Origin of the sequence: Maribacter ulvicola, from assembly GCF_900155985.1 — a bacterium.
Classification (GTDB): domain Bacteria; phylum Bacteroidota; class Bacteroidia; order Flavobacteriales; family Flavobacteriaceae; genus Maribacter; species Maribacter ulvicola.
On the sequence record NZ_FTMA01000001.1, the window covers coordinates 810,982 to 837,172 of the forward strand.

Below are 26,191 nucleotides of genomic sequence, written 5' to 3' on the forward strand. Positions count from 1 at the left end.
AAAAAAAACCACTTAAAAATAGCTAACATATCATGAGTACATCTAAGAATTATGCCGGCATTTCCGATGAATTCGCACAACTAGAAAAATCAAAAATTATCTTGATACCAGTTCCTTATGACGGAACTAGTACTTGGGGTAAAGGAGCGGATAAAGGTCCGGAAGCTTTTTTAGAGGCTTCTGAAAATATGGAATTGTATGACATTGAAACCAACTCTGAGGTTTACAAACAAGGAATTCACTTAACAGCGGCAATTACAGAGAACAGCTCTCCAGAAGCGATGGTTAAAGAGGTGCACAAAATTACGAAAGACTTTATAAAGCGTAATAAGTTTGTAACCTTGTTTGGCGGTGAACATTCAATTTCCATTGGTTCTATACGTGCCTTTAATGAGTGTTTTGACAACCTAACGGTATTGCAGATAGATGCACATGCAGATTTACGAGAATCTTACGAAGGTACCAAGTTTAATCATGCTTGTGCCGTGTACGAGGCTAGCCAGACTACCAACTTGGTTCAAGTAGGTATTCGTTCTATGGATGTAATTGAAAAGACGGTTATGGACGAGGAAAAAACATTCTTTGCCCAAGATATGATAGCCGATGAATATTGGTCCGATAAGGTGATCGAAACATTGACGGAAAATGTATTTATTACGCTTGATCTAGATGCCTTTGACCCTTCCATTATGCCATCAACAGGAACTCCGGAACCAGGTGGTTTACTATGGTATGAAACAATGGAATTCTTAAAGCAGGTTTTTGAAGACAAGAATGTGGTAGGTTTTGATATTGTAGAACTGTGCCCTAATAAAAATGATAAATCGTCAGACTTTTTGGCGGCAAAATTATATTACAAAATGCTCAGCTATAAGTTTGCAGGGCAAGATGTTGATAAAGAGTATGACAATACTTTTGACATAGATTATAAAGCAAACATAAATTCAAGATTTGAAGATGACGAAGACTAAAGGTGCGATCACCAATTTTATAGAAAAATACTATTTACATTTTAATGCAGCGGCATTGGTTGATGCTGCAAAAGGCTATGAAGAGCAGTTAGAAAATGGTGCCAAAATGTTGGTGTCATTGGCAGGTGCTATGTCTACGGCAGAGTTGGGTAAAATCTTTGCAGAGGTTATTCGTCAAGATAAGGTACAGATCATTTCTTGTACCGGTGCCAACTTAGAGGAAGATATCATGAATTTGGTAGCACATTCTCATTACAAACGTGTACCTAATTACAGAGATTTGACTCCGCAAGACGAGTGGGATCTATTAGAAAAAGGCTTAAACCGGGTTACGGATACTTGTATACCAGAAGAAGAAGCTTTTAGAAGACTACAAGAACATATTTTCAAAATTTGGAAAGATGCCGATGATAAAGGGGAGCGTTTTTTACCTCATGAGTTCATGTACAAAATGTTGCTTTCTGGAGTTTTAGAGGAATACTACGAAATAGACCTTAAAGATTCTTGGATGTACGCCGCTGCAGAAAAGAACCTGCCTATTATTTGCCCGGGTTGGGAAGATAGTACTATGGGTAACATCTTTGCATCATATGTGATGAAGGGCGAGTTAAAAGCAAGCACCATGAAATCTGGTATTGAATATATGACCTTCTTGGCAGATTGGTATACTGAAAATTCAAAAAACGGAATCGGATTCTTCCAAATTGGTGGTGGTATTGCGGGCGATTTCCCAATTTGTGTAGTGCCAATGTTATATCAAGATATGGAGCGTACAGAAACTCCTTTCTGGAGCTATTTCTGTCAAATTAGTGATAGTACAACCAGTTATGGGTCTTACTCAGGGGCAGTGCCAAATGAAAAAATTACCTGGGGAAAATTAGATATCAATACACCCAAATATATTATTGAAAGTGATGCGACAATAGTTGCGCCCTTAATTTTTGCTTACCTATTAGACATGTAATTATGGACAAGAACGCACATTTAAAAAGAGTGATCGTGGACTTTAAAAAGTTGACGCCAGAAGTTTTAAAACTATTAGTGGACAGATACCCAGACGGGTATGATGATCGAAATATCATCTCCTTTAGAAATGCTCAGGGAGAACGTATAGAAGCTGTAGAGGTTTTAACTGAAGATACTAAGTATTTAGTGAAGATCAGTGCAAAGCTTGAGTATACGATGGAGAATTATGATGTAGATGATTATGAAGATTTTGATGATGATGATCCAACAGCCGTAGTAGAACCAGATCCTGAAGATATGGTTGATGGTGATGAGGAAGACTAGGTTTTCTAAACATTAAATAGATATATATTGAAATTCCGGTTTGCTTCTTGTAAACCGGAAAAATACATCACCCATAAAAATTAAACTAAATATTGTTGTGCTTACAACAGGTAAATGAAAATTGACGAAATAGAAAATATTGAATTAAAGTTCTTAGATCTTGATGATTATCAAGAACTGAAAACCGCTATGATTTCTGCCTACGCCAATATGCCCGGTTCATATTGGAAAGAGGAACATATAAAATCTTTGATCGATAAATTTCCAGAGGGTCAGGTAGTGATTAAAATAAACGGTCAATTGGCAGGTGTTGCCTTATCTATTGTGGTTGACTATGATGCTTTTGATGATACCCATACCTATGAACAAATTACGGGTAAGTATAGTTTTGATACGCATGATGATGAAGGTGATGTGCTGTATGGTATAGAGGTATTTATAAAACCAAGTTTTAGAGGGCTTCGTTTAGGGCGCCGTTTGTACGATTATAGAAAAGAACTTTGCGAGAAATTGAACTTAAAAAGTATCGTATTCGGAGGTCGTATGCCCAACTACCATGCGCATGCATCAAATTTATCTCCAAAGGAATATATCGATAAAGTGCGTAGAAAAGAAATTCAAGACCCCGTACTAAACTTTCAGATCAGTAACGATTTTCATCCTGCCAAGGTCATGAAAGGGTATTTAGATGGTGATAAGGCTTCGCAAGATTTTGCTATTTTAATGGAGTGGGATAATATCTATTATCAAAAGCCTTCAAAGAAAGCGGCTACCAAGAAAACCGTAATTCGTTTAGGGTTGATCCAGTGGCAAATGAGACCTTATAAAGATTTGGATGAGCTATTGGAGCAGGCAGAATATTTTATTGATGCGGTTTCCGGTTATCGTTCAGATTTTGCATTGTTTCCAGAGTTCTTTAATGCACCTTTAATGGCGGTAAACAACCATATGTCTACGCCAGATGCTATTCGGGAATTGGCAAAACATACGCAGGCAATAGCTCAAAAATTCTCAGAATTTTCCATATCGTACAACATTAATATTATTACGGGGAGTATGCCCGAAATGATAGATGGCCGTTTGTATAATGTGGGGTATTTGTGTAGACGAGACGGTAGTATGGAACGCTATGAAAAATTGCATGTTACGCCAGATGAGGCTAAGGTTTGGGGCATGCAAGGGGGTAACCAATTAAAGGCTTTTGATACCGATTGTGGTAAAATTGGGGTGTTGGTTTGTTATGATTCAGAGTTTCCGGAGCTAAGCCGTTTATTGGCAGATGAGGGTATGGATATTTTGTTCGTTCCGTTCTTGACAGATACACAAAACGGCTATTCTAGAGTGCGTCATTGTGCGCAGGCAAGAGCCATAGAAAACGAATGTTATGTTGCCATTGCCGGTAGTGTGGGTAACTTGCCCAATGTGCAGAATATGGATGTTCAGTTTGCACAATCTATGGTATTTACACCGTGCGATTTTTCTTTTCCTACGAACGGAATTAAAGCAGAAGCAACACCTAACACAGAAATGATTTTAATTGCCGATGTTGATATTAGTTTGCTTCGAGAATTAAACCAGTTTGGGGCGGTACGTAATCTTCGCGATAGAAGATCAGATTTATTTGAGTTAAAAAAGAAATAAGAAAGCTCCTATATTAGGAGTCAAAAACAAACATATTGGATAATTTACAGATTATAGGTAGTGAAGAGTGGTGTGTGTTTAATGACTTGGGCATCCCGGCAATAAAAGCAAGGGTAGATTCCGGAGCAAAAACATCTTCCATACAAGCTACCAATTTAAAGATAGTATCAAGAGACGGACAAGAATGGGTAAAGTTTGAGGTGAGTCCGTTACAAGAAAACCGAAGTATTGCCATTGAATGCCAAGCGCGTTTGGTTGCTCGGCGTATGGTGAAAAGTTCATCTGGTATTTCTGAAGAGCGTTTGGTAATAAAGACGCCGGTTACCATTGGTGAAGATACTTTTGAGATTGAACTGACTTTGGCAAATAGAGATACGATGGAGTTTCGTATGTTGCTAGGTAGAGAAGCTTTAAATGAACGATACATAGTAAACCCTGCAGTCAATTATCAGCTAAAATCATTTGAAGATAGCAAAATCAATACCTTGTACGCTCCTTATTTTAAGGAAAAAACGGGATTGAAAATTGCACTTTTAGCGAGCAACCCCAACCTGTACAGTAATAAAAGAATTATGGAAGCCGCGGAGGCTAGAGGGCATGAAATACATTTTTTAAATGTAGAGCAAGCTTATATGAAGCTAGATGCACATTCTCCGGAGATAAGGTATAGAGGCGGTATTATCTTGAAAGAGTATGATGCCGTAATTCCTCGTATTAAACCCTCGGTTACATTTTATGGTTGTGCATTGATCCGTCAATTCAATAATCTAGGGGTGTACTGCCAGAATTCTGCAGAGGCTATTACTCAGTCTAGAGATAAGTTGTTTGCCTCTCAATTATTCTCCAATCATGATATTCATATCCCTATAACGGGTTTTGCAAAATCACCGATGGATACTAAAGACTTGATTAAAATGGTCAATGGTGCGCCGTTAATAATTAAGCTTCTAGAAAGTACGCAAGGTAAAGGTGTGGTTTTGGCAGAAACCAATAAGGCAGCAGAAAGTGTTATTAATGCTTTTAAGAGTGTTAATACCAACATATTGGTACAAGAGTTTATAAAAGAAGCTAACGGTCAAGATATACGTTGCTTTGTAGTAAACGGTAGAGTAGTGGCAAGCATGCAGCGCCAAGCTCAAAAAGGAGAGTTTAGGGCGAATATTCACCAAGGTGGTACAGCTTCTATTATTAAGATCACCGCAGATGAAAAGAAACTAGCGCTAAAAGCTGCTAAAGTTTTGAACCTTGCTGTAGCAGGTGTAGATATTATCCGTTCCAATAAAGGACCTTTATTGCTAGAGGTGAACTCTTCTCCAGGTTTAGAAGGTATAGAAAATGCTACAGGTAAAGACATTGCCAACGCTATGATCATGGCAATTGAAAAGCGATTGAAATTTGTAAATTAATATAATTTGAAGAACAGGCTAAACCCTGTTCTTCAAATTTTCTAACATGGTTTCCGTAGTTTTCTGAAGATCAAATTCTGCCTTCCAATTCCAATCTTTTTGCGCATTGGTATCATCAATACTGCTTGGCCATGAGTTGGCAATCTCTTGTCTAAAATCGGGTTCATAGGCTATTTTAAATTTTGGTAGCACGCCTTTAATATTTTCTGCCATCTCTTTAGGCGTAAAACTCATTGCCGCCAAATTATAGGCAGAACGTTCTTTAATATGCTCTTCCGGTGCTTCCATAATCTGTAAAGTGGCACGTATGGCATCGTCCATGAACATCATGGGTAACTTAGTGTCTTCTTCAAGAAAACAGGTATATGCCCCTTCTGAGAGTGCTTTATGATAGATTTCTACCGCATAATCCGTTGTTCCGCCACCAGGCATTGTTTTCCAACTGATAAGGCCCGGGTAGCGAATGCTTCTTACATCTACATTATACTTGTTAAAATAATATTCGCACCAACGTTCTCCACTTTGTTTGCTTATTCCATATACGGTACTTGGCTCCATAATGGTATTTTGTGGCGTATCGTCTTTTGGGGTATTGGGTCCAAAAACGGCTATGCTAGATGGCCAGAAAATCTTGTCTATTTTCTTCTCCTTAGCCAAATTCAATACGTTGAAAAGGGTATTCATGTTCAAGTTCCATGCACGCATGGGAAATTTCTCTGCCGTAGCACTTAACATGGCTGCCATTAAATACACTTCAGATATATCATAATAAGCGATCACTTCCTCCAAAGCATCATAATTGGTGGCATCTAAAATTTCAAATGGTCCAGATTGCATTAGATCATCGCTACCTTCTCTAATATCACTGGCAATTATATATTCACCACCATGTTTTTCTCTAAGAGTTAAGGTTAATTCTGTTCCTATCTGACCACAGGCCCCAATAATCAATATATATGTTGGCATTAAAATTTTCGTTAAATGAATTTGAGATAAAGATACCTTTTCTTAAAATTTGTACATTCGCTTATGTCGAAAATTATCTTTTTTTTAATATTCATTACAGTGGTTTCTTCTTGTAAAGAAGCTAATCAAGAAAATACTACAATTCAGGAGACTCGTTGGGAAGAAATAACAGATAGCCTGCCTGAAAAAATTAGGATTGACGCCAAAGCGCAGACCATACTGAATGATTGGTTAGAATATAGCGCTTTAGAGAAGAGTTTTGATAAAATCTATACTTCTGAACATATAGAAGATTTTCAGTTCTTGGTAGATGAATTAATTGAAAATCAAAATAAAATGGAGCTCAGCGAGTATCCGGAAAAATTCAATATTCCTCAAATAAAAGGACGTCAAAAGTTATTTAAAACATATGTGCTAAAAATTAAGGGCGATTTGGAATATAGGCAGAACCCAAGGGAATCAATCATTCAAATGATTACAGCGTATAACAATTTAAGGAATCAATTTAACGTATCGCTACATAATGATTTACCAGATGAATTACTCAATGATGAAGAAAATTAGTCTTTTATTAGTTCTAGTATCAACCGTACTTTTTGCGCAAGAAGATGACACTGTTAAAATTACAAAAACTCTAGATGCCTGGCATGCAGCAGCTGGTGCTGCAGATTTTGATGCTTATTTTGAACTGATGACCAATGATGCCGTTTTTATTGGTACCGATGCTACAGAAAATTGGCAACGTGAAGAGTTTATGAGTTTTTCCAAACCCTATTTCGATAAAGGTAAAGCATGGAATTTTACAGCTGTAGAGCGTAATATTTATAAAAATGATGAAGCTAATTTTGCTTGGTTCGATGAGCTTTTAGACACACAAATGAAAATCTGTAGAGGATCCGGAGTTTTAAAAAAGGTAGATGGCCAATGGAAAGTTGCACATTATGTGCTGTCTATAGCAGTGCCTAATGATTTGGTAGATGAACTAGTAGAACTGAAAAATGAAAAAGATAACCTCCTTTTACAAGCGCTTAAAATAAAGAACTAAAAAAGGCAAATCATAAGATTCGCCTTTTTTAATTTTAAATGACCGAGGGTATCATTTTTTCTCTTCAGTTGTATTTTTTCTAGACGTTAAAGCCTGTTTACTTAGGCTTGCCAAATTGAAATTTGGATCAATAGCCAAAGCTTCATCTAAAGTGGCTATTGCTTGGTCAATATTACTCTTGTCCGTATTGTATTGAATAAGCGCTTTAACATGGATAAACGCAGCTTTTAAAGGTACTTCATAGGGTTGTTGACGCTCATAAAAAGCATATTTCATATCATCTGTAGCATTTGCAATACCATATTCAACATGCTTCATTGCTCCTATGTTGTCACCTGTTTGAACCTTTAAATCTGCCATTTCATAGGCAAGGTATGCGTTTGGTTCTCTAGCATATAAAGCTTCAAATTGCTCCAAAGCTCTTTTTGGTTGGTTCAAAGCTTTTAAAGAAACCGCTTTTACTTGAATGGCTAAATTAGAATCAGTATCTAATTTCTCTATTCCTGTAAGGTTTAGAGCTTGTAAATGTTGATTATCGTTTGCATAGATATATGCAAGAGTGTCGTTTCTTTGTTGTGAAGGGGATAAAACATTTAAATGGGTAAGTGCATTGATCACACCGTCAACATCGCCCTGTAGTCGCATTTGATCATAAAACGCTTCATAATGCTTTAGTAATTCAGATTTGGTCTGTGTATATCCATAACTACCGGAGAATACTATGGTAGCTACTAATACTAAAAGTGGTTTTTTCATTTTTCTTGTTCTATTTAAAGTGCGCTAAACTATTAAAATATTCTGTATGATCTTGTTAAGGAAAGGTTTAAATGTTAGCATCAAAAAAAAGACGCTTATTAGGGCGCTTAAAAGTTCTTAAAAGCCGTGAGTAAAAATCAATACTCTTAGGTTCTTTTTCTACACATAAATTTAGAAATTTACATAGGTTGTTAAATAGCAAATTGGTGTAAAAAGTAGGTAGGTAAGTATTTACTTTTTTGGGGTTATTTAGACTATCATCTTCTGTAACTTCCATTTTAATTCTATGACGATAAAAGTCTATGGTTACCTTAGTTGCATTATCGTATTTTTTCAATAATTTAATGTGCAATTCGGTATATTATTTAGAACCGTCTAGGTTATTGCAACTTAAGGAGATGAGCTGCTCTAATTCAACTAAAACCCGCTCCGTAATTTATCTTTCTCCAAACTGTAATGGTTTTGTATGGTGAAATAAAAACACATTAATTATTTATAAACAATTAAAAATCAACACTATAATAGCGTAGTTTGCAGGTGCATGTTGTAAAAGTTAAGCAAGGTGTTGTTTGGGGTTAATTTATAGAAGTATGAAAGTTGTAGTTAGCAATAAGAAAAACACTGCAAGATGATATTAATTTCAAGTCTTTGCCTGTTAAGGTGAATTTTGGAGGAGTTAGATTTCTTTTAATAGCTTGTTCGGTATAGTATTTTATTTTTGATGGATGCTCAGGATATACAGCATTTAGCACATCATTGTAGCGGTTATGTTCTATTAATTTTTTAATGATGCCGATACAATCATCTAAGTGAATTAAGTTGACCGGAGCGTTGCCTCCGTTGAGGTTTTCCCTACCGGATAACATGGTAACCGGATGCCTGTTTGGTCCAATTAAGCCACCAAACCTAATGATGGTGGTATTTAATTCTTTATCATTTCTAAAGAGGTTTTCAGACTGTAATAACTGTATTCCGGATGGGGTAGTGGGTACAGGTGTCGTTTGCTCATTGACCTCCCCTTTTGCATTGCCATATACTGCCGTACTACTTGCAAAAATGATATTTTTTACTGTAGATTTTTTAATGGCTTTATGAAGCAATTTATTTTTTTCAATGTAGCTTTCCTTTGGTCCCTTTCCTCTTAATTTAGGCGGAATGTTGATAACGACAACCGATAGACCATCGAGAAAATCAGCAATGTCTCCTTTGATTTTACTTTCGGATATTGAAATTTGAAACGGATTTATGCCTTTCTCTTTTAAGAGGGTCAGTTTTTCTTGTGATGTTGAGGAGCCGTTGACTTCATATCCATCAGAAAGTAAACTTTCAGCCAATGGCATTCCAAGCCACCCACACCCAATTATGCCTATTTTTTTAGTCAAAGGTTACTTTTTGTATGGTTAATATAGCGTCGTTCAATACAAATGGCATTGGTATTTGGTCTTCTCTTCGCTTTGGTATGGAGAATAGTTCATTTTCAAGAAGGTCATTAGAGGCTTCATAAATTGTTAACTCCAATTCTTGGTCATGGGGTACTTCTAAAGTAATGTCGGTATAGTTTCTATCACTGATGTAATTGGTAATTAGTTTTCCACCATTTCTAATCTTAAGATAATGATCGGACAATTCAATACCGTTTACATCTGCCTTTAAAATATCAACTTCGTTACTGAATACCTCTAAACGGTTTATAGGTCTGTTAGGGGTAATACATAAGCGAATAGAGCGAATATTATTCACTACAGTATCTCGCTGAATTTCAATTGTAGGTTTTGGAACATTTTTAAGTGGCGCCTTGTTCGTATATGTAAAATTAGAACCGTATTTACTACTAATGGTCTTTTTTGAAAGAAGAGCATCTGCAGTCTTTTTAGTGATGTATTGCGAAGTCCAGTCAGATGGCCGATGCTCATAAGTTGCCCACTTCGCTGTATTTGTATCGGTATCTAGAACATAAAGTAAACTGGTAGGTTTTGGTCGATCTTCCGTAAAACCAGAATTCATATGTGCAGATACGATAAAGCCTGCAAACAATAAGAAACTTAGAAATGCCAAGGCTCCTTTTTTTCTATATTTTGTTACTAGCGGAAGCAATAAAAAGAAAATTAGCGTGGTCAATAAGGTAGAAGCTACCATCATTTTAAGGCCCAACCCCACCGGAAACATTTGTACAAAGGGAGCAAAAATAAATATAGCAGGTATTCCTAAGAATACCAGCAAAAAAGCATCAGGATGTTTTTGGTTGATTTGTACATAAAAGGCAACTAAAAAGCTGTAAAGAGGTATAATGAAAAAGGAAGCTCCTTTTAAATATGCAGCTACCAATGCGCAGATAATCATCCAGATTATGAATGGTGCAACTAACAAATTCGCAGTTTTGATGACTCTAAACCTATAATAGGCGTAGAAGCAAATACCTAAGGAGAATAGTGTAAATGCAAAAATATAAGCATGACCGTTATAGGTAAATCCGTGGAGAATATCATTGTATCCAGGGTAGATCCATTTTAAAAATTTCCAGCTATAGAAACCTATAATGCCATTAACGACTAGAGTGAAGAGTACAGGAATGAATCCTTTTAATATATCTTTTCCGTTCAAGACTTTTTTCCTAAAACCCGCTACTACTAGCAGTATAAAAATTAGAATTGCAATAGCTAGCATTGGCATGATCCAACTGAACGGATAGGAAACCATTTTAAAGAACGGCACATTGAAATACACGTTATCATCCAAGCTCTTTAAATTGGTTATGTCTGCATTACTGAAATAATTTAATAAAGGCATTAAATAGCTGCCTTGGTGTGCCAGCGTAGTTCTATCTAATCGCTCATAATTATCTATTTGCGTATGGTAATCAAAGTGATCATCTATAAAGGCAAAGTTGAAGCCATCTACATCTCCCCCTTCTCTGAATACAGTTAAATCGGTATCATTAGGCAACATTTTATAGATACTATAGGCAAGTGAATTTGCCACAGGAAAATCAGGATTTGCTGCAATAAATTCTGATATTAATTTACTATTTCCCCTATTGGTCTCCATTAGCATATAACTTGGTCCGCCGCTGCCACGAGCTTCAAAATTTAGGACCAAGCCAACATCCTTTAGCCACTCATGCTTGTCTACAAATAGATCGGCGCCGTTTAGCCCTAATTCTTCGGCATCGGAAATAAGAATGATAATATCGTTTTTAGGTGTTGAATTGGTTTTCAAAAATGCCCTTACGCCCTCTAATATTGTTGCAACGCCACTAGCGGCATCACTGGCGCCTAAGGAAGAATGTGGACTACTATCATAATGACTTAATAACAACAAGGCTTTGCCGGGTTGACTCCCTTTAATTCTTGCCAGTATATTTTCTGCCTTGCTCAAGTTTCCCCAATCGCCAGCGGTGTACCCTTCTTGCAAAGAAGTTTCCAGTCCTAGCTGCTGTAACTCTTTGGTTATGTAATTACGGACGGTGGTATGGCCGGGAAAGCCAACCCCATGAGGTTTTTTTGATATTTCTTTTACATGCTGTAATGCTCTGTCTGTAGAAAATTCAGTTTCTATGACCACTTCGCCTTTATGATATTGTGGTAGCAATGATCTAAAACTCCAATAGGTTGCAAGTATAATTAGGAGTAGAGTAAGGAGGGTCGGCGTCTTTTTCATAATGCTGAAATACTTTTAAAAAAGTCTTAAAATACTGATTATTAAATGGTATACATTGAATTTGATTAGCAAATCTCGTTTTATTTATTATCTTTAGTAATCAACCTCTAAATAAACTATCATGGGAATCAAAAGCTTTCAAGGCGTTAGAAAAGTATTTAAAAAAGAATTTGAAGCCCCAATTTTGGTCGCTGATTATATGACTACTAAGTTAATCACTTTTTCGCCAGATGATTCAATTTTAGACGTAATGGAGAAATTTGCGAAACATCATATTTCCGGAGGTCCGGTTTTGGATAACAACGGATTTCTTGTTGGCATCATTTCTGAAGCTGATTGTATGAAGCAAATTTCTGAAAGTCGCTACTTTAATCAGCCTATTTTAGATAAAAGTGTAAAGAATTTTATGACAAAATCAGTGGAAACCATTCCACATGATATCTCAATTTTTGATGCCGCAGGTATTTTTGCACAACACAATAGAAGAAGATTGCCGGTAATGAAAAATGATATTTTAGTAGGGCAGATTAGTAGAAAAGATATCGTAATCGCAGCTTTAAAGTTGAGCGGACAGAATTGGAAATAAATTTTATGAAGTACAAAGTATGAAGTAAATCTGTATAAAAAAAAGTCTCCTTTTAGGAGACTTTTTTTATACAGCCAATAGCTAGTTACTCCCTCTTCACGATCATATAAAAGTCATTGTCTAATGGTAGATAACCTAAATCATATAGAAAATAATAAGTTGTCCCTTTTTTTGTAGTGTAGAGATTGGTGATGAAGTCAAAATCAAAACCTTTATCTATTAAGCGCATACGGGTTGTTTTTGTTTTGCCGTCTTTTAATGTATAACTGTCAAGAATACGGTAGTTCTTACGGAGTTTATTGTTAATGTTTCTAATAAGATTTTTGTTAGCTGGGTTTACTTTATTATTATAGGTATTACGGCATTGGTCATTACAGAATTTTTTATCAATTCTACCAATTACCTTATTACCACATTCTAAACATGCCCTTTCCATCTATTGTCTATGGTAATTAAAGGTTACTTCATTTGATGTTCCTTCTTTTTCACCAACTTCTATATACATGTTTATCTCCTTGTCAGAGATACGCTCAATGGTAAAATCATTGAAGTAAAATTTATCCCCTTCAATTTTTACAAGCTTAAACTCTATGTTTTCATCTTTTTCTTCCCAGCCGCTTAAATTGGCATCAAAATGTTTTAGTTGAAGAATTAAAGTACCGTCTATTTCTATTAAATGGCCAAATTCATAAAAACTGACGGACCCTTTATCTAATAATCTAAATGAAAACATCATAGAACCATCGGCAGGCGGACTCCAGATTTCTTCGGCAATTCCTCCAAAGGCTTCTCCTTTCCAATGTCCTGAAAGCCATTGTATATCGTTAAGCGTTGCAGCAGGACTGATCATCCCGTCCTCAAAAGAAACGGTATTTTGTGCTTGTAATAAACAGGTTATAGAAAGAAAAAAAAGGATAAGTAATTTCATGTGCTTAATTTGTAACAAGATACAAATTAAACGTTTATGGACGGTTTTACTTATTTTTCATAAAACTCTATAGGTAAGTCATCTGGATCAGTAATAAAGGTAAATCTTTTGTTGGTAAACTTGTCTATTCTAATGGGTTCTACAATAATTTGATGTTCTTTACAATGCGCAATAATTTTATCTATATCATCTACCTCAAAAGCTAAATGGCGCAGACCACAGGCTTCTGGTTTTGACGGTCGCTTTGGTGGGTTGGGAAAAGAAAAAAGTTCAATGATATAATTGCCGTTCAACCCCAAATCTAGTTTATAAGATTGTCGCTCTTCACGATATACCTCTTGAATAACTTCTAAGTTCAACACCTCTAAATAGAATTTTTTAGAGACTTTATAGTTGGAGCAAATAATAGCGGTGTGGTGTACTTTGTTCAATTTGTATAGGGGTTTAGAGAACATGTTAGAATCAATTTATATATGATTAGGCTCGCATAATGCATCTAAAAGATATGCAATTGATCTATAGTATTAAAAAAGAAGAGGGGTGGCTTACATCATTGTAAACCACCCCTGTATTATTGTATAAAAGATATTTTTATAGCTTATAAGTAATACCAATTCTTCCGCTACTTACAACATTTCCTCCACCAACTTGAAGGTTAATTGCAAAGTTGTCATCGAAGAAATAGCGTCCACCTACTTGTAACCCTATACCAAAATTATCGGCACCACTATAATCTACAGTACTTCCGTTAACTTTAGTAGACCAATTAAAGTAATTCAAGTTTGCGCCTGCATATAAATCCCATTGGCTGGGAATTTCAAAAACTTCATTAAAATGATAATTACCATTTGCTTGAATTCCGAAAATAGAACTCTTAAAATTACTGCTAGTACCATTACCGTGGTTATATTTTTGGAATGACAATTCTCCTCCAACAGAAATATTTGGAGCTACGCCATATTCTAAACCTGCATAAATTGGAGTTCCCCATCCTGAAAAGCCAAGTCCTGCATTTGCTTGTAAACTACCCTCTTCTAATGGTGATTGAGCATAAGTAAACCCAATTGTAAATAGGGCTAATAATAAAGAAATCTTTTTCATGGTTAATAAGTTGAAATTCAATTGATTATAAATACATATATTAAGTTTCAAATGTAAATAGGCAGAAAAGATATTAACTTGTTTTAAATGTTAATATTTATCTAAAAGTAGTAGTAGAAGGATAAAGGAGAGTTATCGTTTAAAGGATCTAATACTTATTTTTAAACTCATAAAGAGGGTAAAATTTAGCCCTGTACTCAGATGATATGAAAAATTTAGAACTTTGTTCTGTATCTGGCAATAGGTTCATATTCTATTCCCTTTTCTGCTATTTCAATGAGTTCATATATTGGTATGAAAAGGGGTTTCCTTTCATGGTGTTTACCCTAATTAATAGACCTAGTAAAATCTGCGGAATGCATGGTGTACCTGTCATTAATTTCGGTTTTATTTTTTTTGAATTCTGAAGATTCAAACGCTTTATAAAAGGTGGTCACAGCCTCTTTATGACCTAGCTTTTAATTGTTGTATGTAGTTGGTGCTATTAAAAATAGCATACAAAGGGTATTTTTCATTGTTGTACTAGTTCATGGAGTTTACCATTGCTTTGATCTTCACCGCTTTTTCAAAATGATCTAATTTATGCTCAAGTATCCACCATGTTGCTACTTGCATTAAAAGCGCCGGATCGTCATTTTTGTTCTTGAAAAAGGCGTAAAATGAAAGCCCTACGTTTTCTCCTTTTGTAGCAATTTTAGCATCACAAACTTGTATGATTTTTGATATTATTTCTTTGTTCATTTCCTTATTACGTCAAAATTTTAAGTTTATATTTCTGTAATAATCCCGCGAGATTATCATTTGAAAATATGGCTCCTGACATAGCATTATTGTCTGGGTCAATACTAAAATTGGTTGCGCTACTGAAATCTGCTTTTTGCAAATTTGTTCTCCCAAAAACAATGTTTTCTAAGTTGCATTCATCAAATTTAGATTTGCTTAAATCGCAACCTACAAAATCAGCACCCTCAAGTTTACAAGATATAAATGCTTGTCCGGCTAATTTTAATTCAGTGAAGATCGCAAAGCTTAGATTGCAATCTAAAAAAGAAAAATCCATTAGAAAGGCATTACAGGTATTAAAAGCTAGCCCTATTAGTTTGCAATGAGAAAATTTTACTTCTTTAAATGTGGTATTTATAATGTTTGCGTTGCTCAAATTACAATCTATAAACCGGCACTCTAAAAAAGTTTGATTGTCTAAATTACCTTTAGAAAAATCACATCCTTCAAATATACAATTCTCGTATTCTGCCCTGGGTAATCTTGCAACAGTATAGTTTTCTCTTTTAAAGGTTTTGTCTAGTATCAGTTTATCCACAGAAAGTTGAATTGTTATTAAGGTTATGAAAGATAAGCAAACAGAATTAGAATTTTTAATCTGATAATTCTAAGTTTAAAGATTTGAATTATGTAGTTTATAGTCCAATAAATATCTAGATGTAGCCCTGGCGTTGATCACCTTAAAAAGCCGTGTATGATACCATGCTTTCATTAGGTAGATTATGGTGATGCCCAAATATTTTATTACCAAACCTAATGTGTATTACATTATCATATTTGCACTGATGTTGAAGAATGATAGTAGACTTGACCACCAGAACAATACCTCTTAGACGGAGTGTATTTTAAACAAGCAAGGCTATGCACTGCAGAGCACTGTCATTAAGAAAGCACTACAAACAGCAGATAGCCTTGAGCTTGTATTTTAATTGTAATTAGTTATTTGTCCTGACCACCTTTACGTTGTGGCTTTCTTGGTTGTGGCCATTCTCTTTTCTTGCCCGATCTTTTATCCATGCCTAAATCTATTTTTTCACGAGATGTTTTCTCGGGGTCTTCACTGGCCATGTAGGTAAGAATAGCTGTTAGAATGGCATTATTACGAACATCATCAAACACAATTTTGTCATAGGTGTCTAAATTGGTATGCCAAGTATAATTTGAATAATCCCAGCTAAGAGAACTCAACGAGAAGGCAGGAGCGCCTGCGGCAACAAACGATGCGTAATCTGAACCACCACTATCTGGTGAGCCTGGGTATGTGGTCTCTATTTCATTTTTATAAGTTTCAGGTACAGCTTTTAACCATCGTCCTAAAAAATCTTCGGAATGTAAAAATCCTTGTCCGGATAAACGTACCACACGACCGGTACCGTTATCTTGATTAAAAAGAGCTTGTACGCCATCAACAATTTTTGGGTGGTCTTCCACAAAGGAACTAGAACCGTTCAGCCCTTGTTCTTCACTTCCCCAAAGTCCTATTAAGATGGTTCTTTTTGGGTTAGGATATACTTTTTTAAGAATACGAGCAGCTTCTAACATGGTAATGGTTCCCGTACCGTTATCAGTGGCGCCTGTGCCACCATCCCAAGAATCAAAATGAGCAGAAAGAATAACATACTCATCTGGGAATTCAGTGCCCGGTATGGTGGCAATGGTATTAAAGGTTGGTACTATGCCAAGGTCTTTAGATTCGGCTACTATTTTAATTTTAGTATCTACACCATGCTCAACCATTCTGTAAAGCATTCCGTAGTCCTCTAAAGAAATATCTACAGCTGGAATTTTTTTGGTACCGGCACTAAATATTTTGTTTGCTCCAAAACCTTCGGACCATCTAGATTGGGCAATACCTACTGCCCCTGCTTTTTCAAATGCTGCATTGATATTTCTACTGGTATAACCTGTGTTGCTAATATTTTGTCTCCAAATTTTCTTCAAGGAGTCACGCTCCGTTTTCATTTTTTCTAAGGATGCTTTTGTAGCATATTCTTCCCAGTTATCATTTGGTCTACCTGTGGGCTGTAGCATGCTCACCATTACTATTTTTCCTTTTACGTTAGGAAGCCATTTTGCAAACGCCAATGAATCTGTAAAGTTTGGAAGTGTAATCAAAGATGCGGTAACACCTTTAGAACTGGTACTTGGGTTCCATGCCAATTGGGTAGCGTGAAGTGATGCCACACGAGGCGATACCATATCTACATGGGTAATTCCTCTTTGCCACCCTTTCCAGGTTCCCCATTGTTGGTTTTCTGCAGAAATTCCCCATTTTTTATAAGTTTTAATAGCCCAGTCGTGAGCCGTTTTCATTTCTGGAGTACCTACCAATCTTGGTCCGTTTAGGTCTAATAATTCGTAAGCTAATTGCTCTAATTGTGAGTTTTCAATGCCTTCCTTTTCAATGGCATTGATAATGTCATTTGTGGTTTGAGAAATCCCAATTGTTGTGCATAAAAAGTATGCACAAAGAAATAGTCCTTTTTTCATGTTTAAGATAGTTTGATGAACTAAGGTACTCAATTAAGCGCGTAAGAGATGTGTTAAAATTTACCTGATTTTCTTGATGATTTAGAAAGACTTTCTAATTAATTATACCTCAGGTCCATTACTGTTTTCTCTCTAAAGTTTGAAAATACTGTTTAATGTTCTTTTATAATTTTGCTTGATGTCTTTTTAAAACATATAAATGTAGAGGTGCTCTTTTCAGGGTGATGATGGAAAGTTGATCAGTTGCTGGTCTTAATGCCAGCATTATCTTTGTTATTATTTAATAATAGGTAAATTTTTACTGCCATTTATAATTGAAAAGCTGGTTTATAGCTTAGTATAAGAATGCATTGACCAATAGTATAGAACATTGGTCAATGCAACTCATACTTGTTCCGCTTAAACGTTTATAACGTATTCCACTACTATGGTTTCATTTTTTTATAGTAACCTGAGCTAGACAATTGCAAGTGCTGTTTTATTGAAAATGCAGTTGGTATCTGCAGTTTCATTTCTCAAAATTGCCAATGTATTTGTAACGGTCATTGTACACATTTTGGTGTAGGTAGTTTTAGTTAAACTACCTAAATGGGCAGTAATTAGAGCATTGTCTAATTGTAATAAAGGATCGTCTTTTACAGGAGGTTCTTGAGCTAAAACATCGGCTGCAAAGCCTGCTATTTTATTATTTTGTAATGCAATCAACAATTCATTCTGGTCAATTATTCCACCTCTAGCCGTATTTATTAATAAAGCTGTGGGTTTCATTTTTGAAAATGCCGATGCGTCAATAAGATGTGCTGTTTTAGTAGTTAGAGGAATATGTAGGCTAATGCTATCAGACGTTTTTAGTAACGTATCTAAATCAACGAAATTATAGGGGACATCTTCTTTTTTAGAACTCCAATATACTACGTTCATGCCTAGGACAGCGGCAATCTTTGCTACTTTTTTACCAATATTGCCCATACCGATCACGCCTAAGGTTTTTCCGTGGGTTTCATCACCAATATATGTACCTCTGTCTGCCCATCTATTTTCCTTTACCATGGCAACGGCATTATATACATTTCGCTGAAGCATTAACAACAACGTAATGGTATGTTCTGCAATGGTGTCTGCATTAGAATTGGGTGCATTGACTACTTTAATGCCTTTTTCTGTAGCATACTTAACATCAATATTATCTAAGCCTACACCACAGCGAGCTATTACTTTTAGGTCAGGTAGTTGCTCTATTAAGGCTTCTCTTACCTGACCTTTTCCACGTGTAATTATAGCATCGATCTTGTAGTTCTGAATCTGACTTTGTAATGATGTTTCTTCATATCCTGTTAAAATATTCATGTCTGTCGCTTTTTCCAACATATGCATAGCATCATCGGCAACAGTTTCTAATAATAGGATGTTTTTACTCATCTGACTTGTGATATAATGTAGCATCTTTAGATTTGTACCCGCGAAAATCATTTCTTCCAGATACATAAATTCCATCCTTGAACAATTCGTCTTCAAATATTTTTGAATCAATATGATCACCAGGGACTGAAGATAATTCTATTAAGTTTCCTGACGGATCACGAACAAACATTTGTATGGCTCCATCTGGTAATTGACGCACTTTGCCCCAAGGCTTAATATCAATGATACCAAGTTCTTTCATACGAAAGAAAATGGTATTGATGTCATCTACCTGAACACAAATATGACCTCTAAATGAAAATGCATCTTCCCATTCCGTCAAATGTAATTGCTGCTCTTCATTGAATTTGAAAAATGCCGTAGGATAGTCAAAAAGAAATGCAGGAATAGCTTCTAACCCTAATTCTTCTTCATAAAACTTACACGCCTCTTCAAGATTGCTTACTACTAAAGCAACGTGATTTATATGTACTGCCTTTGCCATAATTTATTGTTTAAAGTCTTTTACAAAATCCCAATTTGGAGTCAAGCCCAATCCTGGTTTATCAGGAGCAATTAGCATACCTTCTTTGTCCACAGTGATATCTTCTACTACCAAGTCGTACATCATAGGGTTTCCTCCTAATGAAAACTCAATTACATTTGCTGATGGCGAGGCAAAAGCAACTGTTAAACCTGCCATAAAAGAAAATGCAGACCCCCAGCAATGAGGTGCCAATTCTAGCTGATGCGTATGTGCCAATTGTGATACACGCATGGCTTCTGTAATACCACCAATAATAGCACAATCTGGTTGTAAAACATCTAATGCGCGTTCAGCAATTAAATCACGAACATCAAAAGCGGTATACTCACTTTCACCAGCTGCAATGGGGATAAATGTATTGGAGCGGACTTCTGCAGTTCCTATTTTGTTATCAGGGCTAATTGGTTCTTCAAACCAATATAGGTTACAATCTTCCACCCCTTTTGTAAATTGCTTTGCTTCTGGAACGCTAAAAGTACCGTGGGCATCGGTCATTAATTTAATGTGGTCAGGTAATGCTTCACGAGCGGCTTTAACTCTTTTTACGCTTTGGGCTACGGTTTCATCCATAATTCCCACACGCATTTTAACGCCACTGAATCCTTTTGAGGTATACCCTAATAATTGGTCACCGATCGCATCAGCTTTTGCCCATCCGCCACTGGCGTAAGCAGGCATTTTATCACGACACTTTCCTCCCAATAATTCCACTACAGGGGCGCCCAGTGCTTTTCCTTTTATATCCCAAAGTGCAGTGTCTATTCCGCTCATAGCAGAAATGGTTAAACCTCTTCTTCCTAAAATTGGGAATTTACGTCCTCTTGAAAGTGAATAGTGATCTCTTGTACCATTGTAAATATTCTCCCATATTTGAGAAATGTTACGGGCATCCTTACCTACTAATTGTGGTTTTAATTCGTTTTCTATAATACTTACGATAGAAGCGCAAGATCCAGAAGAACCTACCGCGGCTTTTGCTTCCCCAAAACCTTGTAATCCGGTATCGGTAGTGACTACGACCAAAGTCATGTCAAAATTTGTAAGTAAACCGTAATCGGAAAAATGTTGTTTTTCTTTAGGTATCGGGCAGCGTAACCAGAACGCTTCAATATTGGTGATTTTCATTAAATAAGTGATTTTAAGGTGTCGATTGATTTTTTGGTTAACATGGTATAAAATTCATCGGTAATTGCAGAACTACCGTGATCTTCCAAGAATTTTTTTTGTTCAGCGCTTAGACCCTGTGGATTTGTTTCAATAGAATTTGGAAAAGGATTGGCCGGTGTACGGTCTAAAGGAGCGCAAAACTCTACAGATAGAACTTTGTCGTACCCTATATCTTTAAGCGTACTTATTATTTTGGGCCAATTTAAATGTCCCATTCCCGGAGCCATTCTATTATTGTCCGCTACATGAAAATTCACTAGGCGCTTACCAACTTTTTGTATGGTGTCGTATATATTCTCCTCTTCTAAATTCATGTGAAAGGTGTCTAAACATACGCCGCAATTTGGGCCAACAGCTTCAGCCAATGCTAGGGCTTGTTCTCCTCTGTTAATGAAATAGGTCTCAAATCTATTTATAGGTTCAATTCCAATTTGTATGCCATGGTCCTCAGTGTACTTATAAATTTCTTGTATACCTTCTACAGCCCATTGCCATTCTTCTTCTTGCTTTGCATCGGGTATTATTTTACCAACGGTAGCCGGTACCAAGGAAATAACTTTACCGCCAAGTTCATATACCATTTTAGCAACGTCCTTAACGTATTGGATAGACATTTTTCGCTGTTCTGGGTCTTTGGCCAATAAATTTCGCTGTTCTAACATTAAAGTAACAGACCCCCAGCATTTTATACCGTAAAGATCTAAAAGTAATTGGGCTTTTTTAGTGTCGTAATTTTCTGGTGTCCCCTGTATTTCTATATGGGTGTAATCTAATTTGTTGATTCTATTGAGTGTGTGCTCTAGTGATTCGGCACGCATCCAATTGTGTATGGCTAATTCCATTGGTTGTTGTTGATAAGTTGTTGTTGATTTGCTTTATTTTTCTAAAAGAGGAAGTTGTTTAATTGTTTATGATGTGTTTTTACAAATTTGATTTGTGAAAATTGAAGGTTTCAAGTTAGGAAAAAATTGATTCATTTGATAACTGAGAAGTTAAGATTGTCTTATATTTTACGCAGATATATGATAAAGAGGCTATTATGAGGTGTAATGTTTGCGTAGAAGGTGAAATATGAAATATAGGGACATATTATGGCGTTAAATAACATATGAAATCAACCTTAATTTTATTGTTATCCCTTATTGGTGTTAATTTATTTTCTCAAGAGATCGAAATGAAAAAGGACGTAGAGGAACTTGTCTTGTTAGGTAAAAATGCTATAGTAGAAATGGCTTTAGAATTAATTGATACGGATGTCAGTGCTGAAAATTTTTCTAAAATCAAGGTTATTACAAATGGAGAAACAGTTCAGGTGTTATTTCTGAACCCCATAAAATATTTGCCATTGAATTCTGCAAGCTATTTCGATTTTAATGTAGATGTTTTGAAGAAAATTGTCAGTTATCACCCATCTAGTAATGGTAATTTTAGTGAAGAAAAGAATATACTACCCTTCTATCAATCAAAAGAAACAGATATAAATATTGATTTTGTTCTTAATGCCATTAATGTTAGTAACGAAATTGGTGCTATAAATATATTAAATTTTGAAGACGAAATGTTTATTAGAGAGAAGGACAACTACTATGAAATAACCCTTATTTCAGAATTTCAAGAGTCTACTTATAAAATTACTAAAGAGACAGGAAAGGTTTTTGATTTGGAACATGCTACCTTGTTACCACCGCCAAGCTGGGAAAATGAAGATGTACAGGAATATATAGAAGTCAATTAAAATAGTAATTGTATTTATATTAAAGTGTATTTCCTAAATTAAGAACCTAGACATTTATAGTCAGGGAATTTAGGGAGGTTAATGCATTCTATTGAAAATGGTTTTTTAGTTTTGCAACTCACCTATAGGGTGATTTTTTTATTATAATAAGGGTTATGGCCAACTTACAAGAACAATTGAAAAATCCGGTTTGGTTTTCTCTCACTGAAACACATAAAAAGTTTGCCGTGACATTGGATGGTGTACAATTTTATGATGCAGCAGTTTGCACGTTTGGTTCATTTTTTGACCAATCAAAGACGGTCAAAGCTTCAAATAGTTATATAAACACAACAGATAGTTTCTTCTTTGTTTCTGAAAACCAGAACCCTTTGGTGGATGAATCTAAAATATTTTTGGAAAAGAAAATTGATGGCTGCCAAATGGTTTTAAACGAATTATCTAGTGTTATTATTACAGAAGAAATTGTAGAGTTGGGTAATGAGTATATTGATGAAATTTATGATTTGGTCTGGTTGGTAATGCCCGGTTATTACAGGAGAAGAACCGTTGAAATGGGCAATTATTATGGAATTTTTAAGGAAGGTAAATTAGTCTCTATTACCGGGCAGCGAATGCAAACAGATCATTTTATTGAAGTAAGCGCAGTAGTTACCCATCCAGACTATACTAGAAGAGGGTATGCAAAACAGTTAATTGCACATTGTACAAAAGAGATTTTAAAAGTAAATAAAAAGCCAATTCTTCATACGAATAAAGGAAACTTAGCAATACCTCTTTATGAAAAATTAGGCTATGAGTTAACGAGGGATATGAACTGGTGGTTGTATCGTAAAATATAAAAAATTCTACTTTTAGTTTTTGAAAACATATCGGTTTTTACTAAATATTCTATTCTTTTATATCGTAAGAACCATATTAGTTATTTGTGTAAAATGTTGACAATCAGTAATAAAAAACATTTTTAAACGACTGTAAACGATAACAAACGACAGTAAACGTTTACATACCGAATAAACTTTCAATGCTGTTCTAGGTTTGCAGTGTAAAGTCGTAAAGGCTTGATATTAAGAATTGTTAAACCATAAAAATTAGTAAGATGAACGCATTAAAAAACAAAGTACAGTTGATTGGAAATTTAGGGCAAGACCCAGAAATTGTAAACCTTGAAGGAGGTACCAAATTAGCAAAATTCTCTATAGCTACAACAGATAGTTACAAAAACGCTAATGGGGAAAAAGTAGATGATACGCAATGGCACAATATAGTAGCTTGGGGGAAAACCGCTGAGATTGTAGAGAACTATTTGGCTAAAGGAAAGCAAGTAGCCATAGAAGGTAAACTTACCCACCGCTCTTATGAAACAAAAGAAGGAGAGAAAAGATACATTACAGAAGTAAGGTGTAATGAGTTGTTGATGTTGGGGAAGTAAGTTGATACGTCTTCACAGGGAGGTTCGGCGAAGTGATCTGTAGGTAGGAACATGAATTTGGCAGATTGCTTCATGCCTCTCAAAGACATAATATTTAACCTTTTGGAACACGAAATTGTAAAACTGCTTTTGGCATTTAGTAGAAGTAATCCTATAAAAACAGCTAGCAAAGACAATTTCATACACTATTTTTGCAAAACATGATAACAACGGAAAGAGACCTACTACCTTTATTAAAAAAACATTTTGGTTATGATTCTTTTAAGCCAAATCAATTATCCATTATTGAAGATGCACTTGGTAAAAAAGATGTGTTGGCCATTATGCCTACGGGTGGGGGTAAGTCGCTTTGCTATCAATTAACGTCACTGGCTCTAGAGGGAACTGCAATTGTAATTTCTCCGCTTATTGCCTTAATGAAAGACCAGGTAGATGTTTTAAAAGCTAACGGAATTTCGGCTGAATATTACAACAGCTCACAATCTGTAGAAACACAACAGGAAATTCTTGGGAAATTAGAACGGGGCGAGTTGAAATTGTTCTATGTTGCCCCAGAGAGTTTGGGCTTTTTTAATAATATTCTCGGCAACTTAAAGATTAGTCTATTTGCGGTAGATGAAGCACATTGCATCTCTTCATGGGGGCATGATTTTAGACCTGCATATACTCAACTTGGAGGATTGAAAAGAAGATTCCCGAATATTCCTGTGATGGCGCTTACGGCAACTGCGGATAAGACTACCCAAGATGATATTGCAGAACAATTGCAAATAGCAAATGCTGAACGTCATTTGGCATCTTTTAATAGACCAAATCTATATTTAGATGTAAAACCTGCTCAAGATAGAATAAAACATATATTGGATTTCTTGGAGGATCGACCCAATGAAAGCGGAATTATCTATTGTTTAAGCCGTAAGAGTACGGAGTCTATTGCAGAGAAATTGCGTAACGCAGGTTTTAATGCTAAAGCATATCATGCAGGTATGTCCTCTGATGAACGATCTTCTGTGCAAGAAGAATTTATTACGGATAAGGTTCCTATTATTGCGGCAACCATTGCCTTTGGTATGGGTATAGATAAGAGTAACGTACGTTGGGTCATTCATTATAATCTGCCAAAGAATATAGAAGGCTATTATCAGGAAATTGGTCGTGGTGGTCGTGACGGACTTCCGGCTCACGCTTTGTTGTTTTATAGTTTTGCCGATGTTGCTCAGCTGCGTAGATTCATTACGCAAAGCGAAAATGCAGATGTTGAATATGCTAAATTAGAGCGTATGCAGCAATTTGCAGAGGCATTGAGTTGCCGTAGAATTGCACTCTTGAATTATTTTGGTGAGCAAGTGAGCAAAGGTTGTGGTAATTGCGATATCTGTAATTCGCCACCTGCTTATTTTGATGCTACGTTATTGGCTCAGAAGGTTTGTTCTGGTGTTGCTCGGTTAAAGGAACGTGAACCTATGGGTATGTTAATAGATGTTTTAAGGGGTGCACAGAATGCGCATGTTCTAGAAAAAGGGTATCAAAACATAAAAACTTATGGCGCCGTAAAAGATGTCCCTTGGTTAGATTTACAGCAATATGTAATTCAATTATTGAATCAAGGGGTGCTAGAAATTAACTTTAGGGAAGGCGCTAGACTGGGATTAACCGCTCAGGCCAGAGAAGTATTGTTTTCTGGAAAAAAAGTACAACTTGCGGTATTACAAAAGGAAACCGAAAAGAAGAAGACTGTTACAAAATCACGGGTTAAGAAGACAGATTTATTTGAAAAACTTAGATTGCTTAGACAGCAAATTGCAACAGAACAGAATGTGCCGGCTTATGTGGTATTTGGTGATGCTAGTTTAAAGGATATGGAAGCCAAGTTGCCTAAAAATGAAACTGAATTTATGGATGTTTCTGGAGTAGGGCAGGCTAAATTGGAGAAATATGCCGACGTGTTTCTTAAAGAAATTCAGAAGCATGTAGGAAGCAAAAAGTCCAAACGAAAAACACACGATCAAACTTTCGATTTGTTTACGGAAGGATTAACGGTATCCGAAATTGCTAGTCAAAGAAATTTGTCCGAGAATACCATATACGGACATTTAATGAAAAAACACGCCGAAGGGGAAGAGCTAGATTTAAATCAGTTTGTTGATGCTAAAGAAATTGCAGAAATAGAAAAAGCCAAATCTGAGCTGACCGATGCATCTGGACTAAAAGATTATTTTGAATATTTTGAAGAAAAAATCCCCTATTGGAAAATAAAGTTTGCCTTGTACATGCTAGACTCTTAAAAAC

27 protein-coding genes are annotated in these 26,191 nt (G+C 35.8%); 12 read left to right on the forward strand and 15 right to left on the reverse strand.

All coding sequences use genetic code 11. The annotated features are described in order from the left end of the window. The first annotated feature begins 32 nt into the window (after positions 1-32). The 5 genes from speB to rimK all read left to right on the forward strand — a co-directional run bounded on the left by speB (position 33) and on the right by rimK (position 5,308). Complete coding sequence (gene speB / locus BW936_RS03480) at positions 33-971, forward strand: agmatinase (RefSeq protein ID WP_076546922.1); 939 nt, start codon at positions 33-35, stop codon at positions 969-971. Beyond that, positions 958-1,935 carry a deoxyhypusine synthase family protein gene (locus BW936_RS03485; protein ID WP_076546923.1) on the forward strand — a complete coding sequence of 326 codons (978 nt, stop codon included), beginning with the start codon at positions 958-960 and terminating at the stop codon, positions 1,933-1,935. The genes speB and BW936_RS03485 overlap by 14 nt, the downstream gene beginning before the upstream one ends. Before the next feature lie 2 nt (positions 1,936-1,937). Continuing rightward, positions 1,938-2,261, forward strand: a complete 324-nt coding sequence (locus BW936_RS03490) for a hypothetical protein (protein ID WP_076546924.1) — start codon at positions 1,938-1,940, stop codon at positions 2,259-2,261. A gap of 114 nt (positions 2,262-2,375) precedes the next feature. Continuing rightward, positions 2,376-3,902 (forward strand): bifunctional GNAT family N-acetyltransferase/carbon-nitrogen hydrolase family protein, encoded by a 1,527-nt coding sequence (locus BW936_RS03495; RefSeq protein WP_076546925.1) that lies wholly within the window; start codon positions 2,376-2,378, stop codon positions 3,900-3,902. Positions 3,903-3,934: 32 nt separating this feature from the next. Beyond that, entirely contained in the window at positions 3,935-5,308 is a 1,374-nt protein-coding gene (gene rimK / locus BW936_RS03500) for a 30S ribosomal protein S6--L-glutamate ligase (protein ID WP_076546926.1), read from the forward strand. A gap of 18 nt (positions 5,309-5,326) precedes the next feature. On the opposite strand, the gene BW936_RS03505 is transcribed toward rimK, so the two are convergent. Continuing rightward, positions 5,327-6,274, reverse strand: a complete 948-nt coding sequence (locus tag BW936_RS03505) for an NAD-dependent epimerase/dehydratase family protein (protein WP_076546927.1) — start codon at positions 6,272-6,274, stop codon at positions 5,327-5,329. Between the two features lie 63 nt (positions 6,275-6,337). Between BW936_RS03505 and BW936_RS03510 the strand changes: the two genes are divergently transcribed. Both BW936_RS03510 and BW936_RS03515 read left to right on the forward strand, forming a co-directional pair. Beyond that, the gene (locus tag BW936_RS03510; RefSeq protein ID WP_076546928.1) at positions 6,338-6,838 is read left to right on the forward strand and encodes a hypothetical protein; all 501 of its coding nucleotides are present in this window, start codon (positions 6,338-6,340) and stop codon (positions 6,836-6,838) included. After that, a complete protein-coding gene (locus BW936_RS03515) occupies positions 6,825-7,319 on the forward strand; it encodes a nuclear transport factor 2 family protein (RefSeq protein ID WP_084181963.1) in 495 nt (164 codons plus the stop codon). The genes BW936_RS03510 and BW936_RS03515 overlap by 14 nt, the downstream gene beginning before the upstream one ends. Before the next feature lie 51 nt (positions 7,320-7,370). On the opposite strand, the gene BW936_RS03520 is transcribed toward BW936_RS03515, so the two are convergent. The 3 genes from BW936_RS03520 to BW936_RS03535 all read right to left on the reverse strand — a co-directional run bounded on the left by BW936_RS03520 (position 7,371) and on the right by BW936_RS03535 (position 11,732). Then, a complete protein-coding gene (locus BW936_RS03520) occupies positions 7,371-8,075 on the reverse strand; it encodes a tetratricopeptide repeat protein (RefSeq protein WP_076546930.1) in 705 nt (234 codons plus the stop codon). A gap of 575 nt (positions 8,076-8,650) precedes the next feature. After that, positions 8,651-9,457 carry an NAD(P)H-binding protein gene (locus BW936_RS03530; protein WP_076546931.1) on the reverse strand — a complete coding sequence of 269 codons (807 nt, stop codon included), beginning with the start codon at positions 9,455-9,457 and terminating at the stop codon, positions 8,651-8,653. Next, entirely contained in the window at positions 9,450-11,732 is a 2,283-nt protein-coding gene (locus BW936_RS03535) for a M28 family peptidase (RefSeq protein ID WP_076546932.1), read from the reverse strand. Before BW936_RS03535 ends, BW936_RS03530 begins: the two co-directional genes overlap by 8 nt. A 121-nt stretch (positions 11,733-11,853) precedes the next feature. On the opposite strand from BW936_RS03535, the gene BW936_RS03540 reads away from it, so the two are divergent. Beyond that, positions 11,854-12,318: a CBS domain-containing protein gene (locus BW936_RS03540; RefSeq protein ID WP_076546933.1), complete on the forward strand. Its 465-nt coding sequence runs from the start codon at positions 11,854-11,856 to the stop codon at positions 12,316-12,318. Positions 12,319-12,403: 85 nt separating this feature from the next. On the opposite strand, the gene BW936_RS03545 is transcribed toward BW936_RS03540, so the two are convergent. The 11 genes from BW936_RS03545 to BW936_RS03595 all read right to left on the reverse strand — a co-directional run bounded on the left by BW936_RS03545 (position 12,404) and on the right by BW936_RS03595 (position 21,577). Continuing rightward, complete coding sequence (locus BW936_RS03545) at positions 12,404-12,754, reverse strand: hypothetical protein (RefSeq protein ID WP_076546934.1); 351 nt, start codon at positions 12,752-12,754, stop codon at positions 12,404-12,406. Then, positions 12,755-13,246 (reverse strand): DUF6265 family protein, encoded by a 492-nt coding sequence (locus tag BW936_RS03550; RefSeq protein ID WP_076546935.1) that lies wholly within the window; start codon positions 13,244-13,246, stop codon positions 12,755-12,757. A 50-nt stretch (positions 13,247-13,296) separates the two neighbouring features. Continuing rightward, on the reverse strand, positions 13,297-13,701 hold the full coding sequence (gloA2, locus tag BW936_RS03555; protein WP_076546936.1) for an SMU1112c/YaeR family gloxylase I-like metalloprotein: 405 nt from the start codon (positions 13,699-13,701) through the stop codon (positions 13,297-13,299). A 136-nt stretch (positions 13,702-13,837) separates the two neighbouring features. Continuing rightward, the gene (locus BW936_RS03560) at positions 13,838-14,347 is read right to left on the reverse strand and encodes an outer membrane beta-barrel protein (protein ID WP_076546937.1); all 510 of its coding nucleotides are present in this window, start codon (positions 14,345-14,347) and stop codon (positions 13,838-13,840) included. A 522-nt stretch (positions 14,348-14,869) separates the two neighbouring features. After that, the gene (locus tag BW936_RS03565) at positions 14,870-15,088 is read right to left on the reverse strand and encodes a DUF6500 family protein (protein WP_076546938.1); all 219 of its coding nucleotides are present in this window, start codon (positions 15,086-15,088) and stop codon (positions 14,870-14,872) included. Positions 15,089-15,095: 7 nt separating this feature from the next. After that, positions 15,096-15,668 (reverse strand): pentapeptide repeat-containing protein, encoded by a 573-nt coding sequence (locus tag BW936_RS03570; protein WP_076546939.1) that lies wholly within the window; start codon positions 15,666-15,668, stop codon positions 15,096-15,098. Positions 15,669-16,069: 401 nt separating this feature from the next. Continuing rightward, on the reverse strand, positions 16,070-17,620 hold the full coding sequence (locus tag BW936_RS03575; protein WP_076546940.1) for a M20/M25/M40 family metallo-hydrolase: 1,551 nt from the start codon (positions 17,618-17,620) through the stop codon (positions 16,070-16,072). A gap of 456 nt (positions 17,621-18,076) precedes the next feature. After that, entirely contained in the window at positions 18,077-19,039 is a 963-nt protein-coding gene (locus tag BW936_RS03580; protein ID WP_076546941.1) for a 2-hydroxyacid dehydrogenase, read from the reverse strand. After that, positions 19,032-19,526 carry a VOC family protein gene (locus tag BW936_RS03585; protein WP_076546942.1) on the reverse strand — a complete coding sequence of 165 codons (495 nt, stop codon included), beginning with the start codon at positions 19,524-19,526 and terminating at the stop codon, positions 19,032-19,034. The genes BW936_RS03580 and BW936_RS03585 overlap by 8 nt, the downstream gene beginning before the upstream one ends. Positions 19,527-19,529: 3 nt before the next feature. Further along, positions 19,530-20,693: a mandelate racemase/muconate lactonizing enzyme family protein gene (locus BW936_RS03590; RefSeq protein ID WP_076546943.1), complete on the reverse strand. Its 1,164-nt coding sequence runs from the start codon at positions 20,691-20,693 to the stop codon at positions 19,530-19,532. Next, positions 20,693-21,577, reverse strand: coding sequence for a sugar phosphate isomerase/epimerase family protein (locus BW936_RS03595; RefSeq protein WP_076546944.1), 885 nt, complete (start codon positions 21,575-21,577; stop codon positions 20,693-20,695). The genes BW936_RS03590 and BW936_RS03595 overlap by 1 nt, the downstream gene beginning before the upstream one ends. Positions 21,578-21,909: 332 nt before the next feature. Between BW936_RS03595 and BW936_RS03600 the strand changes: the two genes are divergently transcribed. The 4 genes from BW936_RS03600 (at position 21,910) to recQ (ending at position 26,187) form a co-directional block, all read left to right on the forward strand. Beyond that, a complete protein-coding gene (locus tag BW936_RS03600; RefSeq protein ID WP_143744049.1) occupies positions 21,910-22,470 on the forward strand; it encodes a hypothetical protein in 561 nt (186 codons plus the stop codon). 155 nt (positions 22,471-22,625) lie between these two features. Further along, complete coding sequence (locus BW936_RS03605; protein ID WP_076546946.1) at positions 22,626-23,312, forward strand: GNAT family N-acetyltransferase; 687 nt, start codon at positions 22,626-22,628, stop codon at positions 23,310-23,312. Positions 23,313-23,569: 257 nt separating this feature from the next. Next, positions 23,570-23,902, forward strand: coding sequence for a single-stranded DNA-binding protein (locus tag BW936_RS03610; protein WP_076546947.1), 333 nt, complete (start codon positions 23,570-23,572; stop codon positions 23,900-23,902). A gap of 200 nt (positions 23,903-24,102) precedes the next feature. Beyond that, positions 24,103-26,187, forward strand: a complete 2,085-nt coding sequence (recQ, locus tag BW936_RS03615) for a DNA helicase RecQ (protein WP_076546948.1) — start codon at positions 24,103-24,105, stop codon at positions 26,185-26,187. The last annotated feature ends 4 nt before the right edge of the window (positions 26,188-26,191 follow it).